The 16767-nt window shown below is 37.2% G+C and carries 15 protein-coding genes and 3 pseudogenes; 7 read left to right on the top strand and 11 right to left on the bottom strand.

Going from position 1 to position 16767, the window contains the following annotated elements; translation table 11 throughout:
• Positions 1 to 9: 9 nt before the first annotated feature.
• Both BN52_RS02025 and aroE read right to left on the bottom strand, forming a co-directional pair.
• Positions 10 to 1206 carry an MFS transporter gene (locus BN52_RS02025; RefSeq protein ID WP_008472452.1) on the bottom strand — a complete coding sequence of 399 codons (1197 nt, stop codon included), beginning with the start codon at positions 1204 to 1206 and terminating at the stop codon, positions 10 to 12.
• Between the two features lie 34 nt (positions 1207 to 1240).
• Positions 1241 to 2156 (bottom strand): annotated as a pseudogene (gene aroE / locus BN52_RS02020) (shikimate dehydrogenase).
• A gap of 152 nt (positions 2157 to 2308) precedes the next feature.
• Here aroE and BN52_RS02015 point away from each other — a divergent pair.
• Positions 2309 to 3229, top strand: a complete 921-nt coding sequence (locus tag BN52_RS02015) for a LysR family transcriptional regulator (RefSeq protein WP_008472448.1) — start codon at positions 2309 to 2311, stop codon at positions 3227 to 3229.
• A gap of 78 nt (positions 3230 to 3307) precedes the next feature.
• Here BN52_RS02015 and BN52_RS02010 read toward each other — a convergent pair whose 3' ends face one another.
• Complete coding sequence (locus tag BN52_RS02010) at positions 3308 to 5020, bottom strand: FAD-dependent oxidoreductase (RefSeq protein WP_008472447.1); 1713 nt, start codon at positions 5018 to 5020, stop codon at positions 3308 to 3310.
• A 172-nt stretch (positions 5021 to 5192) separates the two neighbouring features.
• Here BN52_RS02010 and BN52_RS02005 point away from each other — a divergent pair, with 172 nt between their 5' ends.
• Together BN52_RS02005 and BN52_RS02000 are read left to right on the top strand one after the other, a co-directional pair.
• Positions 5193 to 5567 (top strand): hypothetical protein, encoded by a 375-nt coding sequence (locus BN52_RS02005; protein ID WP_008472446.1) that lies wholly within the window; start codon positions 5193 to 5195, stop codon positions 5565 to 5567.
• A 99-nt stretch (positions 5568 to 5666) separates the two neighbouring features.
• Positions 5667 to 6566, top strand: a complete 900-nt coding sequence (locus tag BN52_RS02000; RefSeq protein ID WP_008472445.1) for a DUF7916 family protein — start codon at positions 5667 to 5669, stop codon at positions 6564 to 6566.
• Between the two features lie 63 nt (positions 6567 to 6629).
• Here the strand turns inward: BN52_RS02000 and BN52_RS01995 are convergent, their stop codons facing one another.
• A complete protein-coding gene (locus BN52_RS01995; protein WP_008472443.1) occupies positions 6630 to 7640 on the bottom strand; it encodes a YeiH family protein in 1011 nt (336 codons plus the stop codon).
• 196 nt (positions 7641 to 7836) lie between these two features.
• Here BN52_RS01995 and BN52_RS01990 point away from each other — a divergent pair, with 196 nt between their 5' ends.
• Positions 7837 to 8478, top strand: coding sequence for an SDR family oxidoreductase (locus BN52_RS01990; protein ID WP_008472441.1), 642 nt, complete (start codon positions 7837 to 7839; stop codon positions 8476 to 8478).
• A gap of 73 nt (positions 8479 to 8551) precedes the next feature.
• On the opposite strand, the gene BN52_RS01985 is transcribed toward BN52_RS01990, so the two are convergent.
• From BN52_RS01985 to BN52_RS01975, 3 genes are all read right to left on the bottom strand, one after another.
• Entirely contained in the window at positions 8552 to 10192 is a 1641-nt protein-coding gene (locus tag BN52_RS01985; protein WP_008472440.1) for a peptide ABC transporter substrate-binding protein, read from the bottom strand.
• Between the two features lie 269 nt (positions 10193 to 10461).
• Positions 10462 to 10899: a hypothetical protein gene (locus tag BN52_RS01980; RefSeq protein WP_008472439.1), complete on the bottom strand. Its 438-nt coding sequence runs from the start codon at positions 10897 to 10899 to the stop codon at positions 10462 to 10464.
• A 157-nt stretch (positions 10900 to 11056) separates the two neighbouring features.
• Positions 11057 to 11506, bottom strand: coding sequence for a pyridoxamine 5'-phosphate oxidase family protein (locus tag BN52_RS01975; protein ID WP_008472438.1), 450 nt, complete (start codon positions 11504 to 11506; stop codon positions 11057 to 11059).
• Between the two features lie 199 nt (positions 11507 to 11705).
• On the opposite strand from BN52_RS01975, the gene BN52_RS01970 reads away from it, so the two are divergent.
• Positions 11706 to 12857 (top strand): MFS transporter, encoded by a 1152-nt coding sequence (locus tag BN52_RS01970; RefSeq protein ID WP_008472437.1) that lies wholly within the window; start codon positions 11706 to 11708, stop codon positions 12855 to 12857.
• A gap of 157 nt (positions 12858 to 13014) precedes the next feature.
• Entirely contained in the window at positions 13015 to 13881 is an 867-nt protein-coding gene (locus BN52_RS01965) for an Rpn family recombination-promoting nuclease/putative transposase (protein ID WP_008472436.1), read from the top strand.
• Between the two features lie 101 nt (positions 13882 to 13982).
• Here BN52_RS01965 and BN52_RS01960 read toward each other — a convergent pair whose 3' ends face one another.
• The 3 genes and pseudogenes from BN52_RS01960 to BN52_RS09725 form a co-directional block, all read right to left on the bottom strand.
• Positions 13983 to 14795 (bottom strand): Cof-type HAD-IIB family hydrolase, encoded by an 813-nt coding sequence (locus BN52_RS01960; RefSeq protein WP_008472434.1) that lies wholly within the window; start codon positions 14793 to 14795, stop codon positions 13983 to 13985.
• Between the two features lie 202 nt (positions 14796 to 14997).
• Positions 14998 to 15165: a hypothetical protein gene (locus BN52_RS10050; protein ID WP_008472433.1), complete on the bottom strand. Its 168-nt coding sequence runs from the start codon at positions 15163 to 15165 to the stop codon at positions 14998 to 15000.
• 178 nt (positions 15166 to 15343) lie between these two features.
• A pseudogene (locus tag BN52_RS09725) lies at positions 15344 to 15448 on the bottom strand (IS3 family transposase); the annotation flags it as partial.
• Positions 15449 to 15528: 80 nt separating this feature from the next.
• Between BN52_RS09725 and BN52_RS10185 the strand changes: the two are divergent.
• Complete coding sequence (locus BN52_RS10185; RefSeq protein ID WP_008472432.1) at positions 15529 to 15681, top strand: hypothetical protein; 153 nt, start codon at positions 15529 to 15531, stop codon at positions 15679 to 15681.
• On the opposite strand, the pseudogene BN52_RS01955 reads toward BN52_RS10185, so the two are convergent.
• Positions 15622 to 16767 (bottom strand): annotated as a pseudogene (locus tag BN52_RS01955) (IS110 family RNA-guided transposase); the annotation flags it as partial. The gene BN52_RS10185 and the pseudogene BN52_RS01955 overlap by 60 nt on opposite strands.

Here is a 16767-nt window from a genome sequence, read left to right as displayed (position 1 = left end):
TATTTCACCTTATTTGCCTAATTTTCCAAATAAATGCTTGTAACGAATTGCGATCAAGCTAGTGTCGATGAAACCAATCAAGGCTACGATTACGTCAAAGAACATAACGCCTCTCATATCACCAATCCAGTTGATTACCAATGGAATCGTAAATGATGCAATTGAACCGGCAGTATAGAAGAAACCAGTAACTGTTCCTTTACCTGCTGGGAAGAACTCTGCCATAACCGTCAAAGCTAATTGCATTACACCACCAGCTGCAAAGAATCCAACAAGGAAAGCAAGAATTGCCATTAAACCTGCGTTTTGTGGGAACATCCACATCATTAAGATGGAAACAAAAGCACCTAAAGTATAAACAGGAACGAATTGGATTTCTCTTAGTTTTTTACCTAAGAAAGCAGTCAACAGAACACAGCAAATTGAACCTAATGAGTACCAAGATACCAATTGGTGAGCTGCTGCTTGAGCCATATGACCAACTTCTTGACCATATTGCGTCAACATTTGACTTACCATGTAGAAAGTTGCTTGTGAAATGTAACCATAGATGATAAATAATGCACCATCTACCCAAAGGTTACTCTTAACTGCACCATTGCCTTCTTCTTCAACTTCCTTTTCTTCTTCAGCAGTAACTGCCTTGGAATCTGGGAAAGCTCCACCAAAGAGGAAGTACAAGAAAGTGATGGCAAGAACAGCGATTGGCACGATGAATGACCAGCCGTACCATGCACCTGAAGCTGCCAAGCCACTAACGATGAATGGCAAGAGGAATTGACCAGCTGAGATGAACGCCTTCAAAACCACGTTGGAAGTACCCTTTGAGTTAGGGTAGATTTCCATCAAACCTGGGTAAGTACCAGTATCCAAGAATGAGTTAGCCATTCCGGCTAAAATACCTAAGATGTAAGCTACCAAAGTATTTGGTGAAAATAGGATACCAATAAAGAATACCAAGTAAGTAGCGATACCTAATTGAACGAATGGCTTACGACCAAACTTATCTGATAAAATTCCGGATACCAACAAGTTAATGATTCGACCTACACCAAGTGAGGAAACAACTGCCAAAGCTCCGGTTACTGTAGTGCCCCATTGATGAGCCAAAGCAGTAGCGTTTTGTGAAAGAATAATTACTCCCATACCATGTACGAAGTAGTTAAAGTACAAGGCTAGAGCAGTAGGGGTATATTTATTTTTCATATAAAAAATTACCTTTCATGCGAGTTAAGCAAAATTATTTGCTTGCCTTGTCTTGTTCGTCAATGATTTCTTTAATGTATTCAGTTGGCATTTCCTTACCAGTCCACAACTTGAAGGCTGCAGCACCTTGTTCGATCATCATGCCGATACCGTTGTAGATGTGTTCTACGCCAGCTTCCTTAGCAATCTTCATCAACTTGGTTTCTCTTGGAGCGTATACAGTGTCGCTGACGATCATGTCCTTGTGGAACCATGAAGGATCTTCAACTAAAGTCATGTCTTCTAATGGGTGCATACCTACACCAGTAGCATCGCAGTAGATGTCTGATTCAGCAATTGACTTCTTGAAGTCTTCCTTGTCTTCAAGATGGTGAAGACTTGCTACACAGTCAGTTTCTTCGTTAGTCGTCTTCAATGTTGAAAATTCTGATTTCCTTAGCACCTTCTAAAGCTGAAGTAACAGCGATAGGAGTAGCTGCCCCACCAGCACCAGCTAAAGTGATGATCTTGCCCTTAACATCTTGGCCGTCTTTTCTCAAAGCACGAACCCAACCAATACCATCAGTAGTGTAACCCTTCAAAACACCGTTGTTGTTAACAACAGTATTTACGGCATCACACATTTCTGAAGCCTTGTCTAATTCGTCAAGGTAAGGAATGATGGCCTTCTTGTTTGGCATTGAAACGTTTGAACCACGCATACCTAAAGTACGCATAGCTTCAACAGCCTTTGGCAATCTTTCGTTGTCGATTTCGAAGCAAAGGTAAGTTGCGTTCAAACCTAATTTTGCAAATGCGTTGTTATGCATTGTTGGTGACATTGAGTGACGGATTGGGTAAGCCATTAATCCGATCAAAATTGTGTGACCATCAAGCCAGCCACTAATAGGACCATTTACACCAGTAATGGTGGTTTCTTCAACTTTGTTACTTCTTTCGTCTTTTTCCATTGTAAAAAATCTCCTAACTGTAAATACATTACGCTATGTATGTTAACGTTTACACAAGCAATAATAAATAAAGTTAACTTGTTTTATTAATATAAATTCTTTATGATTAGTTATGTAATGATTTAATTATTTATGACTGTAGGGTAACAAAAATGAACTTAAAACACTTAGAATTTTTCGTTGAACTCGCAAAAACACAGCACATGGCTAAAGCCGCTGAGAATCTAGGAATTTCCCAACCATCCTTGTCATATGCCATTAAGAGCTTGGAAGATGAACTGAAGATTCCACTTTTTGAAAAAGATGGACGCAACATCAAGCTCACCAACTACGGTAAGATCTATCTTGAATATGTCAAAAGTGGGCTTGCCGAATTTAAGAGCGGTGCGGATTCGATTTCGCAACTTCTTGATGAAAACAGTGGCCAAATCAACCTTGGCTTTACTTTTACCATGGGTCAAGACTTGGTTCCTCACTTAGTATCAAAGTTTCAAGAAGAAAAAAATAATGACAAAGTACAATTTTTATTCCATCAAGGAGTTACCAACAATTTAGTTCAAGACTTACTTGATGATAAATTAGATATCGTTTTTGCTTCGCAACCTACTTTTCAGGGAGCAAACGATCAGATCAATTGCTATCACTTAGTCGATCAACGAATGTTGGCAGCCGTCGCCTATTCTAATCCGTTGTCCAAACGTGAATCGGTTACGCTTAAGGAACTTGCGGAATATCCTTTTATTTACTACTCACAAAAAAGTGGCTTGCGGTCTATTATCGATACGATGTTCTCTCATGCCAAGATTGAACCAAGGATTGTGTTCGAAGCTGATGAAGATCATACGATCATCGGTTTTGTCCATTGGGGTTACGGCGTTGCGATCATCCCTCACTTGCCACAACTAAATCCCTACGAGGTCAAAATGCTTCCGATCAGCGATAATGTGAACGTCCACCCAATTTATCTATTTACAAAGGCTAACCACTTCTTAACTCCAGTTGTTAACCGGTTTAAGCAGTTTTCACTTGATTACTGTGAAGAAAACTTTACTAAGAAAAACAAGTTAATTTAACCAAATCAAAAACCAGTAAGTCAGGATCTTCCTTGATCCCAGCTTACTGGTTTTTACATGTATAAAATTGTTATTTTTCTAATAGTTATTACAATTATCTGCTGCTTGTGTACCAGCAACAAATCCAGAAGCATAACTCCAAGAGTTCATCATACTTGGCATTGAATCATGACCATTTGCACCACCAATGATTTCTCCAGCAGCATAGAAGTTAGGCACAAGTTCAAAATCAGCATCAACTAATTGCATCCCTTCACGAACTTCGTATCCACCCAAGGTCGTGCAGAAACGCAATTTTTGTTCAATTACATAGTAAGTGTCGCCTTCATAAGCATGCATGAACTTAGGATCACGACCAAATTCTTTATCCTTACCGGCCTTAACTGCTTCATCGCAATTTGCCAAAGTCTTAGCTAATTCAGCTTTATCAATTCCTGCTTTTTCAGCAACAGTCTTCAAATCGCCCTTAACTAAAATTGGACTCTTCTTGCCATCCAAATCGAAGAAGCTTTGTACCTCATCCTTAGTAAAGCCATACTTAAGCATCAATTCGTAGAAACGATCCCAAATGCGTTGATCCATGACAACAAAAGCAATCTTATCTTTTTCATTAGCAATCGCATCTCTAAAGTGGGTATATGGTGCTGATTCGTTAACAATTCGCTTACCTGCACGGTTAACAAAAATTGCTCCCATGTCACTTGCTTCTTTAGTTGAGTAAGTTATCAACTTAGCAATTCCAGGTTCAACTTCAAGTCCGTGTGGGTAAACTTTGTACCAATCTAAATTGCGACTTTCCAAGTTCAAGTTTTTAGCAAATGCAAAGTAATCACCAGTTGAAGTCATTGGACCATAGTAAGGAATATCTGTCTTGTGTTCCTTGTAATCTTTAGCACCCCAACCACCAGCAGCAAGCACTAATGACTTGAAGTTAACAGTCGTAGTTTGGTGGCGTCCTTCAGCTACAAGACTTACAACCTTGCCTGCTTCATCAGTAGTTAACTCTTCAACACGCGCATCTAACAAAATTCTACTGCCTTTAGCTTCAAAAGCCTTAGCAACCTTAGTTACAACTTCATAAGAACTTTGTGATGGCATTTCAACTTGACGATCTACGGTATGTTCAATCGTTTGCGTTTCTGCTTTTTGGAAAGTTAAATCTGCAAAATCAGTAATGAAATCAATTGCTTTACCAATGTTTTCGGTTAATAATTGTGATAAAGCAACATCGTTGGTACCACGACATTCACGAGTAATATCATCGAACAATAATTCTGGTGAATCTAAGTGAGCTTTGTCGCCAAACAATTTTTCAGCAAGCTTTGAGCCTGTTGCAGTTACGTTTGAACCATTTAAAATTGAAGCTCCCCCAATGTAGCCGTTCTTCTCAAGTACAATAACTTTTTTACCCATTGAAAGTGCACGACAAGCAGCAATTAATCCGGCCATTCCTGAACCAATAACTGCAACGTCAACATCTAACGTTTCATTAACATGAGCCTTACTTGCAGTTTCGCTAGCAGGCGTAACATTGTTTTCCTTAAGCGCAGCCTTACCAGCATCCAAAATTGCTTGGGTCATGATTGATGCTCCACTAACCACGTCAATATCAAAACTTTGGTTGGTAATAATGTTTTCTTTCAATTTCCCAAAAGCCTGATTGAAAACAGCTGGAGTTTCTGCACTCTTGGTTACTTTAACATCGTCAATGTGATTGCCACTAAGTTCAATTTCGAAATTAATTTCACCGTTTCTACCTTGAGCTTGTGCTTTAAGTATTTGATTGCTCATAAAAATCTCCTCATCATATAAATCGCTTTCATTATAGCGAGTTAATTTGATTAAAAAAATAAGCCTATTTGTTATTTTTGATAGAATTAATTTATTGATTTGCTTTGATTGAAAAATTTTCCAATGATTGCTAGAGTATTTTTAAAATAACAATTGAAAGCTTTTACTCATTATGAAAAAAATTCGCATCCTCGAAGCTGGTTTCTTTTCCAGTTTTTCAATTATTACCGCCTTATTAGGAGCAGACTTTCCCCCACCTCGTGGTTTTATCTGGATTCTTTTAGCTATTCTTTGCTTAACATGGCTTCAAGATCAGTACTTGTGTTATCTTCAACCACGAATTGCTATGAAACAGCAATTTTTGAAAAATAATATCTATTTTTTGTTAGTTGGTATAGCCTTAGCAACCAGCTTTATTCTTCTCAATCCTCAAAAAATCACGTTCTCTGCGATTCTTATTTGGTACGGCATTATCACCGTACTATCAGTACTTTACGGAATTTGCTTTCGGATCATAAATAAAATTTTATTTCACAAAATCGGTTAACTCTTTTTAATTGGTATTTACCAATTCTAATGTAAATGATACACTTAAATCATTGAAACCGCTTCAGTAGATGAATAATTTTTTAGAAAGAGTGTTTTTATGGTAAAGCGATTAATTAGTGCAAATTCAAGCGAAATGTTACAAATGAAGCGAGATGACTTAAAGCAGTCAATCAAAGCTTCCGAAGGTCGAGTAATCCTCTCAGAAAACGTAGTTATGCATGAAGCAATGGATGGCATTACTACTTCAGAAATTGCTGCCAGCTTTGGTGCTGACTTAATTTTATTAAATGCCTTAGATGTGTTTGAACCCAAAATTGCTGGTCTTGCAGTCGATGATCCTAGTGAAACCATCCATGCTCTACAAAAACTAGTGGGTCGTCCAATTGGTGCCAACCTTGAACCAGTTGATACCGAAGCTGACATGAGTGAAGATCGCCTTGAAATTCCAGCCGGGCGAACTGCAAGCAAAGCTAGTCTACAAAAAGCTGAAGCACTAGGTCTGAATTTTGTTTGCTTAACCGGTAACCCAGGTACTGGAGTAACAAATAGACAAATTGCCAAAGCAATTAAAACCGCTAAGGAAGAATTTTCAGGATTAATTATTGCAGGGAAAATGCACGGAGCCGGTGTGAATGAACCAGTTGTTTCCGAAGAAGCTGTGAAAAAGTTTATTGAAGCCGGAGCAGACGTAATTTTAGTTCCAGCAGTGGGGACTGTTCCTGGTTTCACTAAATCAGACTTAGTCAGCGTCGTAAAATTAGCACATGAACACGATGCTTTGGTAATGTCCACAATTGGAACGAGTCAAGAAGGCAGTGGTAGTCGAATCATCGAAGAAATTGCTTTAAGAAACAAGACCTGTGGTGTTGATATTCAACATATCGGTGATGCAGCTTGGGGAATTCAATCACCATTTGATAACATCTACCCACTCAGCAGAGCAATTCGCGGAGAACGACACACAATTTCACGGATGGCACGTTCAATTAATCGTTAATAAAAACAGCGATTGTCACAAGAATCAATTGATTCCTGCAGCAATCGCTGTTATTTTTACTTTTTACCAAAATCCTAATACGTGTTGCATCAACAGACTGACAACTGAAATCCCTAGCCAGCAGCAGAAACCGGTTAAAATTGGCTTTACTCCGGTTTTTACCAATTTAACAATATTGGTGTTTAAACCAATCGCTGCCATAGCCATTACAATCAAGAACTTGCTTAAATCTTTAAGTGGTTCAGTGACTGATGCTGGCAATTGAAATGCCGTGGTTACTACCGAAGCCAAAACAAAGAACAAAACGAAATATGGGAAAGATTTCTTCAAACTAAAGTTCGAACCTTCAGAGTTCTTTTCTTGACGTTCATGCAAAAATGCCAAACCTAAGGTAATAGGGATAATTGCCAAAGTTCTGGTCATCTTGATAATCGCAGCTAAGCCTAAAATGTTGCTTCCATGAATTCCATCCCAAGCTGTAGCAGCCGCCGTTACCGAAGAAGTATCATTAATTGCTGTTCCCGCAAAGATACCAAAACCTTCATTACCAAGACCGATAGCAACTCCTAAGGCTGGAAAAATCAAGGCTGCAATTACGTTGAACAAGAAAATTACGGAAATTGATTGCGCAACTTCTTCATCTGAGGCATCAATAACTGGAGCTGTGGCAGCAATTGCACTTCCTCCACAAATTGATGAACCAACACCTACCAAAATGGCATTGTTTTTGTCCAATTTGAGCAATTTATACATTATGTAGGCAATTACCAGTGAAGTGGTAATCGTTGCTAAGATAATTGGCAAGGATTCTTTTCCTTTAGCCAAAATTTCCGTTAAATTCATACCAAATCCTAAGAAAACAACAGCTGTTTGTAAGATTTTCTTAGAAGTAAACGTTACTCCAGCATTTACTGCAGCTTTATTTGGCATGAATAGTGTAACTACCATCCCAATTAAAATTGCAAAAACTGGTCCTCCCACAACTGGAACCAATTTGCCCAAAAACCAAGCTGGCACTGCGATAGCTAGGCAAAGTAAAATTCCAGCAGTATTCTTTTTAAAAAAATCTGCCATAAAAACCCCCGAAACAAATTAGATTAATTCTATCTTATCAGACCATTTGCTTCTATGGAAATATAAAAGCTATAAAATATAGATTTTATTATACATATATTTATATTTGTTGTTATAAATATATTATGTAAACAACTTTAGTGGTATTACTATCTTCATTGTGCTAAGTTAGAAGAAATGATAAGGAGGCTTTTCTATGAAAGTATTTGTAGCTGGCGCCACAGGGCGTGTTGGCCAAGAAGTCGTAAAGTTGCTTTTGCAAGCTAATCATCAAGTTGTAGCCGGTGCTAGGCACGTTGATCGCTTAGATGATGCTACAAATTTACAAAAAGTTACTTTAGATCTACATGATTCCGTAGCTGATTTAACTAAGTTGCTTTTAGGCTGTGATGCGGTGATTTTCACTGGTGGCTCACGAGGTAAAGATTTATTGCAAACTGACTTAAACGGTGCTGTTAAGTTAATGATGGCTGCAGAGCAAGTCGGCAGCAAACGGTTCGTACATTTAAGTTCAGCTTTTGCCTTGGATCAAGAGAAATGGGCTACAATTCCTAGTCTTGCATCCCTCACCGATTACAATATTGCTAAGTTTTTCTCAGATAAGTGGTTAATGGATGAAACTCACTTAGATTACACAATTGTGCAACCCGGTTCACTTACTGAAGAACCTGCTACTGGAAAAATTGCACTTAACGTAAAAGATGGTGGCACCAACCCGATCCCTGATGTAGCCCATATATTGGTAGCTTGTCTTGATCATCCTAATACTATCGGTCAAGTACTAATCATGCACTCAGGCGATACTGAAATTGATGCAGCCCTAAATAAGGTCAAATAAAGAGAGATTGATTATCAACGTGGAATTACGTTGGTGGATCAATCTCTCTTTATCTAATAGGAAATTAATGTTTCTACTTTAAATAGGCATACTTGTAATTCCACTGAGTTCCAGCAGTATTATGAATAATCCCCTTAACGTTGCTCTTTTGTAAATATGCTGTTGTCTGTTGATAGATCGGCGTGATTACTTGACTGCTATTAACAAGTTTAGCCGCTTTAACTAGATCTGCCCAACGCTTGCTTACATTATTAGCATCCTGATCTTGCGCCATTTTTATTAAGTTATCGTAATCAGCATTCGACCACTTGCCATAATTATATGAAGTACCAGTTAGCGGAATTTGCATGAAAGTCATCGGATCGTTGAAATCTCCACCCCAGTGAGAAAGATAAATGTCAAAGTCTCCGTTTTGCGCTTTGCTGTTAGTGGCTTTATCTGGAATATTAGTTACAGTAATTTTTAATCCTTTTAATAACTTCATCCATTGTGATTGCAAATATTGTGTTAACTGATCACTATCTGCTTCGTCATTTGAAGACAATAGATTAAGCGTTAATTTGGATGCGCCAATTTCTTTCAAGCCCTTAGCCCAATACTTTTTAGCAAGCGCAGGTTGATAATCGACTGTATTTTTGACTTTTTGTGATTTAGCAAAATCAACCCCAGTTTTAGGATCAGCTGCTAAATCACTTGCTACAAAACCAGTTGGTAAAGTAGAACCATTGCCCAAAACCTTTTTAGTTACAATTTGACGATCGATTCCTAAAGATAGTGCTAAACGAATATTCTGATTATTCATTGCTTTACGATTAAGCGTATTCTTGTCCTTAAAATTGTAAAGCAAGAAACGTACTAACGAATATGGGTATGACGTAAATTCCTTGTTGGTCTGCAAGTTTTTAACTTGTTCACTAGAAAGTGGTGTTAAATCCAACTTACCCTGTTGAAATAATTGGTAACCCGTATTAGTTGATTTAACCACTTGATAAGAAATTTTCTTTAGTTTCACGACATTTTTATCCCAGTAATTATTATTCTTAACAAATTCCCAGGTATCGTTGGTACCATTCCAGCCAACAATTTTAAATGGTCCTGAATAGACTTGATATTCAGCCTTAGTGGCAAAGCGTTTGCCATATTTTTCTACCACTTTTTGATTTTGTGGTCCAAATAATGGATAAGCTAGCAAAACTTTGAAATAGGCAATTGGTCTTGCTAATGAAATCTTGACTGTTCTTAAATTAATAGCTTCAATTCCAATACTGCTTGCCGGCTTTTTGCCGGCAACAATTTCATCCGCATTTTTTACCCCACTAAATAGATAAGCGTATGGTGAAGCTGTCTTTGGACTCAAGCTTCGACGCCATGAATAGACAAAATCTTGAGCAGTAATCTTATCCCCATTGGACCACTTGGCATCCCTCAAAGTAAAAATCCAAGTTTTCCCATCTGGAGATATTTTGACCGACTTAGCTAACCCAGCCACTGGCTTACCTTTATCACCAAGACGGTAGAAACTTTCAAAAACGTTTCCAGTTTGACCATAACCCGTTGACTTACTAATATCAATCGTATCAAGCGGAGCAGTCGTACTCAATTTTAACGTATCACTAGTGTCAGCCGTCTTACTAGTACTTTTGCCGCAAGCAACAAGAACCATGGCAATCACAAAAGTAATAATTCCGGCTGCTATTGTTCTGAACTTTTTCATAAAAAACTCCCTCTAAAAAACTACGCAAAAAGCCGAGCTGCGGACCCAATGGATCTACAACTCGGCTACCTAGTATTTTTCAGTTTTTATCTCATAACACTAAAAAAGCTAAGTATGAAGATGTTGCACAGTGGGCACGCCAAAAATGATGCTACTAGTGCAGCAACAACATACGTTATCAACTTGTTTCATAAAGCGTGCCAACATGTGAATTCATCTCCTTTTTGCTTATTACTTGTAAGTAAGTTTAGCGATGACATACTAAAAAGTCAACCACATATTTTATTATTTACGTTAAAAGTGCCGTTAACACACTCTCTTAGAACGAGAACAAACACGAATGCTAAGGCATCCAGCAAGAGCTTGTTCCATGAACGAATAAAGAAATACAAAATCAAGCCCGTCCCAATGAAAATTGAGACCAGAAACATCCATGGAATGAAAATTGCCAGCCAACCTACAGTCTGAAAAAGTTCCTTGGCTTCTTTATCTTCGACTCGTTCTAGATAATCTTTACTATAGCGGATGAACATTCGTTTAAAAAAATAATACGTGCCGATTACAATGATCATAAGTGAGATTAAATTCATAACTGGGATTTTGTAAAAACGATAATGAATTAATGCACTGAGTAAAACAGCAGCTTCTGCACGCACTAAGGCCTGCAATAATTTTCTTCGTTTAACTTTAAAAACCTGGTCCGTCATCCTAATCCCCTCGTTTATTTTGATCTTTAATATATATTTACATTTTATAATCAAAATAAGCGATTACAAAGTTATTTACCCAAGTGATATTATTTTTTTGGTAGTTATAAATTAACAAAAGAAAACACTTATTTAACTATTAAAATTTGAATACTTTTTAAAAAATCGGTTGCTGACGAAGATCATAAATCGAACCAACTACTGGCGTAATTGCAAAAGTACGCAAGATACTTTTTCGTTCTGAGTGATTGGCACTAATTTGGTTCATTTCAGGATGATTTGCGAAAATCTCATCTAAATATCTTTGATCGATTTCTTCGACATCACCATCAATGGTAAAGCCAACACTATCAAGAGTTTCAGTGCCCTTTAGAGCTGTGATAGAAATTCGAAAATGATTCATTAATCGTTGATAGAATGCCTTTTGATAAGTTGTCGCAAAAATCAATTTGCCATCTCTCAATAATTCAATGTCAGCTACATTAGTGTGTGGATTACCCGATTGATCAACCGTGCCGAAGACAACCGACTGGAAGCTGTCAACAATCAAAGCCAGGAATTCTTCTTTAGTCAAATTATTGTCTAATTGTGGTACTTCTTTACGCATTTTTCTTTACTTCGTTTCTTTCTACATATTAATTATAAATAAACATGTAGAAAAAGCAATTATTATTACACGTGGTGCTAGTTAAGCCATTTAAAAATCGTTTTTTCCCTCTGTGCATATTTTGTCCGTACTTTATACCGATATGGTATACTTGGAATCTGAATGATTTAAGAAAGGGGTTAGGCTTTGGCCAACTTTTATGAATAATAAACTTATTACCAAAGTATCGCTGTTGTCAGTTTCATTACTACTTTTTTCAACAGTTTCGATTGCACCAGCGGTACCACATTTATTACAATTTTATCGAACATTTGATCCAAGTCTTTCACAAGCTTCTGCGGAGAACTTGATCACGCTACCTGCTTTAGTTATCACAATTTGTGTTTTATTAAGCGACTTAGTTGTACGTTTAATTGGCAAAAAAGGCACAGTTTTGCTTGGATTGTCATTAATGTTAGTAGCAGGCTGCTTACCAGTTTTTATGACCAATTTCAAACTAGTGTTAATAACCAGATTGATTTTAGGTGCCGGAATCGGCTTGTGTAACGGATTATCAGTTTCGATGTTATCTGATTTTTACTCAGGCTCAACATTAGGTTCAATGATCGGAATTCGAACTTCAGTGCTCAACCTTGGTAAAACAATTACTACCTTGATCGCTGGATATATTGCTTTGATTAATATCCGTTACGTTTATTGGATCTATCTTTTAGTGATTCCAATTATCATTCTCTTTGCTTTAAATGTACCTGCAGTCGATCAAGGGGAAAAAGCCAAGGTAGAAGTTCATATTAATAAGACAGTTGTATTATTTGCAATTGCTACATTAGTTGTTGGTATTTCTTACATTGGTGCTACAGCTAAGATTCCCTTCTTACTAGAAAGTAAATACCATATTCCTGAAGCTAGAGTTACTAATTTAATGACTATTCTTGCTTTCAGTGGCGTAATTCTAGGTTTTATTTTTGGACCAATTTTAAAGCGTTTAGATAATTATACTTACCCAACTATGTTAGGATGCATGGCATTAGGAAACTTTTTCTTCTTATTGCCACAAAATATTGTACTTTTCTATGTTGGTGCAATTTTGATTGGACTTTCATTCGTAGGAACTATGTCCTTCACTTTCTACTACGTAGCAGAACATGTTCCTCATACTGGTGTTAACTTTGCTACCTCCCTGCTATTAGCTTTGGGAAATGTTGGTTCAATCTTAGTACCACTTGTTCTTACCAAATGGATTGGTGCAATTACAACCAATATCTTTGTAGCTCCATTTTACGTAACTACTCTAGCCCCATTAATTTGTGGTTTAGTCGCTTTAATAATTTTTACAAGACAAAAGAATTAAATTCAAAGTTTTAACAGAGTGATGCTTTTCAGTAGAGATGGCATCATTTTTTTGTGCCATTTTTTAAGAAAAAAAGTAAATTTTTCAATTTTTTGCGTATTTATATATTAGGAGGTTATTTTTGCTCTCAAATCTATAATTACGAGGAGGCAACTTCATGGATTATGAAGTCCCAAAGGAATTCGGCTTTACCGAAGATAAGATCTTCGGTTGGGTCATGGAAAACGAAGAGTTTTGCTTGTATGTGCTTAGGATCATTCTGCCCTTTTTGGAGATTAAAGAGATCGTAGAGTTTAACAAGCAAGATGCGCTAGGTAATGATCAGCGGGAGGCTAAAGACATTCGCTTGGATATCAAAGTAGTCGACAAGGATGATCGGATCTTTGATATTGAAATGCAGACTTCGCCAAGCAAGTATCTTAGAAGAAGATTGCGCTACTATCAATCAACAATTGATGGAGCTAAGGTTTTGAAGTCAGGTCATGATTATTCTGAATTGCCTGATACTTTTATTATTTTCTTGTGTTCGTTTGATCCGTCTGAGGCTTTTTCAAAAGTTGATAATCGTGCCGTCCACTTCTTCAAAACGATTGATACGAAAGACCATGCGTTAGAGTTGAATGACGGCGCTACTATGGTTATCATTAACTCAAAAGGCAACTTTACTTGCGAAAGCGCAGAACTTAAAGAACTAGCGAAGTTGATGAACGATGAAAAGATTAGTCTAAATGAACACTTCATTTGGTCTCAGAAACGAATCAAGGAACTTAATCAAGACAGGAGATCAGATATCATGGACTACGAGATGAAGATCATGGATGCCAGAATTAGCGGTCGTGAAGATGGCGAGAAGATTGCAAATCGTGCAGGAGTTAAGAAACTGATTGATGTGCTTATCGATTTGTCTCTCGACGACGAAACGATTTTTATTAAGGCAAAGAATAAGTATGGTCAATACTTCTCTGATGAAGAGTTAAAGCAATTTATCGCAGAAGCTAAAAATGATTCTTTGCAGGAAGCTTAAGCCTTATTTGAATAAAAAGAGTACTTTATTATGACTAACTAAAACGCATAATAAGTACTCTTTTTACTTTATAAGTGTAGTAACATTTGCGCTGTTTTTTTCTATTTCAACACGAATTTCCGAATAGCTTTAGCAACACCATCATTATCATTACTATCAGTGATTTCATCTGCCGTTTCTTTCACAACATCCTTACCATTTTTCATTGCAACGCTCAATCCAGCGGTCTTAAGCATTGACAAATCATTGGTTCCATCCCCAATCGCCATCGTTTGTTCAATCGGTATATTCAACAATTCGCATAACTGTGTTAACGCATTACCCTTCCCTGCTTCAGGTGCTAATACATCAACAGCATATCTTTCTTGCCTCAAAACTTGGTACAAGCTCTTTACTTCAGGAGAAATTTTACTAAATAACCGTTCAATATCTTCAGGTTCTGCAATCAGTTGCATTTTATAGACATCTTTCAAAGCTTCTATTTCTGCCAGTTTGACCTGATTGATTTGTTGAAGATTCATCTTTCCTTCTCTAGTTGTCCAATGTGATAAGGTACTATCAGTCGTATATAATGAATGATTATTCTGAATTTGAATGTGACAATTATGTCTTTGTGAAAAATTATAAAAACGTTGATACGCTTTAAATTCCATTGCATTTTGTGCGAAAGTTTTATTTGTCTTATTCTGTTGCACAGTCGCACCACTTAAGGTAATCGAAAATTCTTGCTTTTGCCATAAGCCTAACTGTTTCAAGTATGGCTTTAAACCTGTTAATGGTCGTCCGGATGCAAGTACAATTCTTATTCCATGATCCGCTGCCTCTTTCAATGCTTCTAAATTTGCAATACTAATTTGTTTCTGTTTATTGAGCAAAGTTCCATCCATATCAATGGCAATCAATTTCTTTTTCACTGTATATACCAATCCTTATAAATTAATACTGATAACGGTTACAATAATACGCTAAAAGTAATATATTTCAAGAAAAATCACTTGTGATAAAATTATATAAATTAGTAAGTACCAATTATAAAAATAGTCAGGTGATTTGCTCATTTTGGTAGAAAAAAATCGATCAGCTACTTGCCGTAACTGATCGATCAACCTATTTTCACTATTTTCCAGGATGCTTAGATCCGTTCATTCTATAAAAATATGCTTCCCAAAGCTTCCTTCTAATTGCTTCTTTTTCTGAATTCTCTTGATTAATTGGTGTTTGCTCTTGTTTTTCTTCCGCTTCGTTTTGTTTTTCTTCTTGTCCCTTTAGCTCGTCTTCCATCATCTGCTCATCCTTTCATAACGGTAGATTTATTATTTAGTTTAACAAAAAATAATTATGTTTTTCTAAAGAACACAAACTAATATCAATCCAAGATTATTTCCCGGGACATTTTTTGCAAACAAAAAGGCAACAAGTGCCTTTTGAAGTGCCATACAAAAGTTAGACATTTTATAAATTTATTTGATAATACACAATTTCTGTATTTAACAGGGGTCGTGTATTTTAGTTTATTGGAACGTCTGATGTTATTGAACCAGTAGATATATTCTTGAAGTGCTTTTTTCTACCCAAAATCAAGTATTATTAGGTATTTTAAGAAATTATTTTTGATTATTCTTATCAATATTTGAACAAGTGGAGCTTATGCTTCGTAAATTATTGTATGACAAACAGCAGTCGGGTATTTATATTTTTCAACCAGACTGCTATACTGAACATAACCAAGTGCTTTTACAATTAAAGTCTTTGATTATGTTTGGCTACGTTGTAATCGTACGCTTGGCCGTTTATTATTAATGCATACAAGGTTCTAATCAACTTATGTACGCTGGCGATGGCAATCTTTTTGTAGCTCGTGCTATGAAAGGATTGCTTTTTGCTTTGTAATAATCGGCAATGTGACAAGGATTATAGGGACTTGCGGAAGCAATTTGTCCAATAGCCAGATAAAGAATCTTTCTGGCAATATGATTGCCATGCTTGCTTATTCCCAAATGGCCATCGTATTCTCCAGATTGATATCTTCCTGGATCAATTCCTACAAAGGCGTCGATCTGATTAGTGCTCTTGAATCTGCGCAAGTCTCCCAGCTCTGCGATCAATCTCAAAGCTGTAGTTCTGGCAATGCCAGGAACGCTTAGGTATATCTCCAAATCTTTCTTAGGAGCTATTTCTTCCATGTAGTCGATGACCTCAGCTTTTTCGGTTTCCAGATCGATCAGCCGCTGAGCCAGTCGACGTACCAGTTTCACTTGAACGCTGTCATAGTCGTAGTAGGCGTAGGCTGGCTTGGCCAAATTTCGAAGGGAATTAGCCAAATTGCATGACTTTCTTCGACCGATGCCAGCTATGTCTTGAAGCTTTGAGCTGATTTGATCGAATCCATCTTCCAAGACAAAATGAGGGTGAGAATATAGCTCGACTATCTGCCAATACTGTTTTCCAGTTGGCGTGCTCATCAGCTGCTCGATTTGTGGGAAGATCGTTTGCAAGGCTCTATGCAGTCGATTTTTTGCCTTGACAGTATCTTGCGTTAATTCCTCGTAGTAGCGACTGGCAGCCTGCATTTCGCGATATTCTTTAGGCTGCTCAATAGACAAGGCTTGCGGAGCAACGAATTCGATCATTGCCAGACGATATGCATCCACTTGATCGGTCTTGTTGCGGTGAAGATTGTTGTCCATGAGCTTCTTTGCTTTCAATGGGTTGATCTTCACATAGTCGTAGCCAGCACGATTCAAGAAAGCTTCTAAGGGCAAAGAATACACTCCAGTAGCTTCAAAGATAACTGCAGGATTGGAGAACTCCTGCAATTGTTCCAGCAGTGATTCAAACCCCAAGGCATCGTTTGAGATATCGAAGCAATCAACTTCCTTTTTCTTA

This window comes from Lactobacillus gigeriorum DSM 23908 = CRBIP 24.85 (assembly GCF_000296855.1).
Classification (GTDB): Bacteria; Bacillota; Bacilli; order Lactobacillales; family Lactobacillaceae; genus Lactobacillus; species Lactobacillus gigeriorum.
This window is presented reverse-complemented; position numbering and strand designations above follow the sequence as displayed.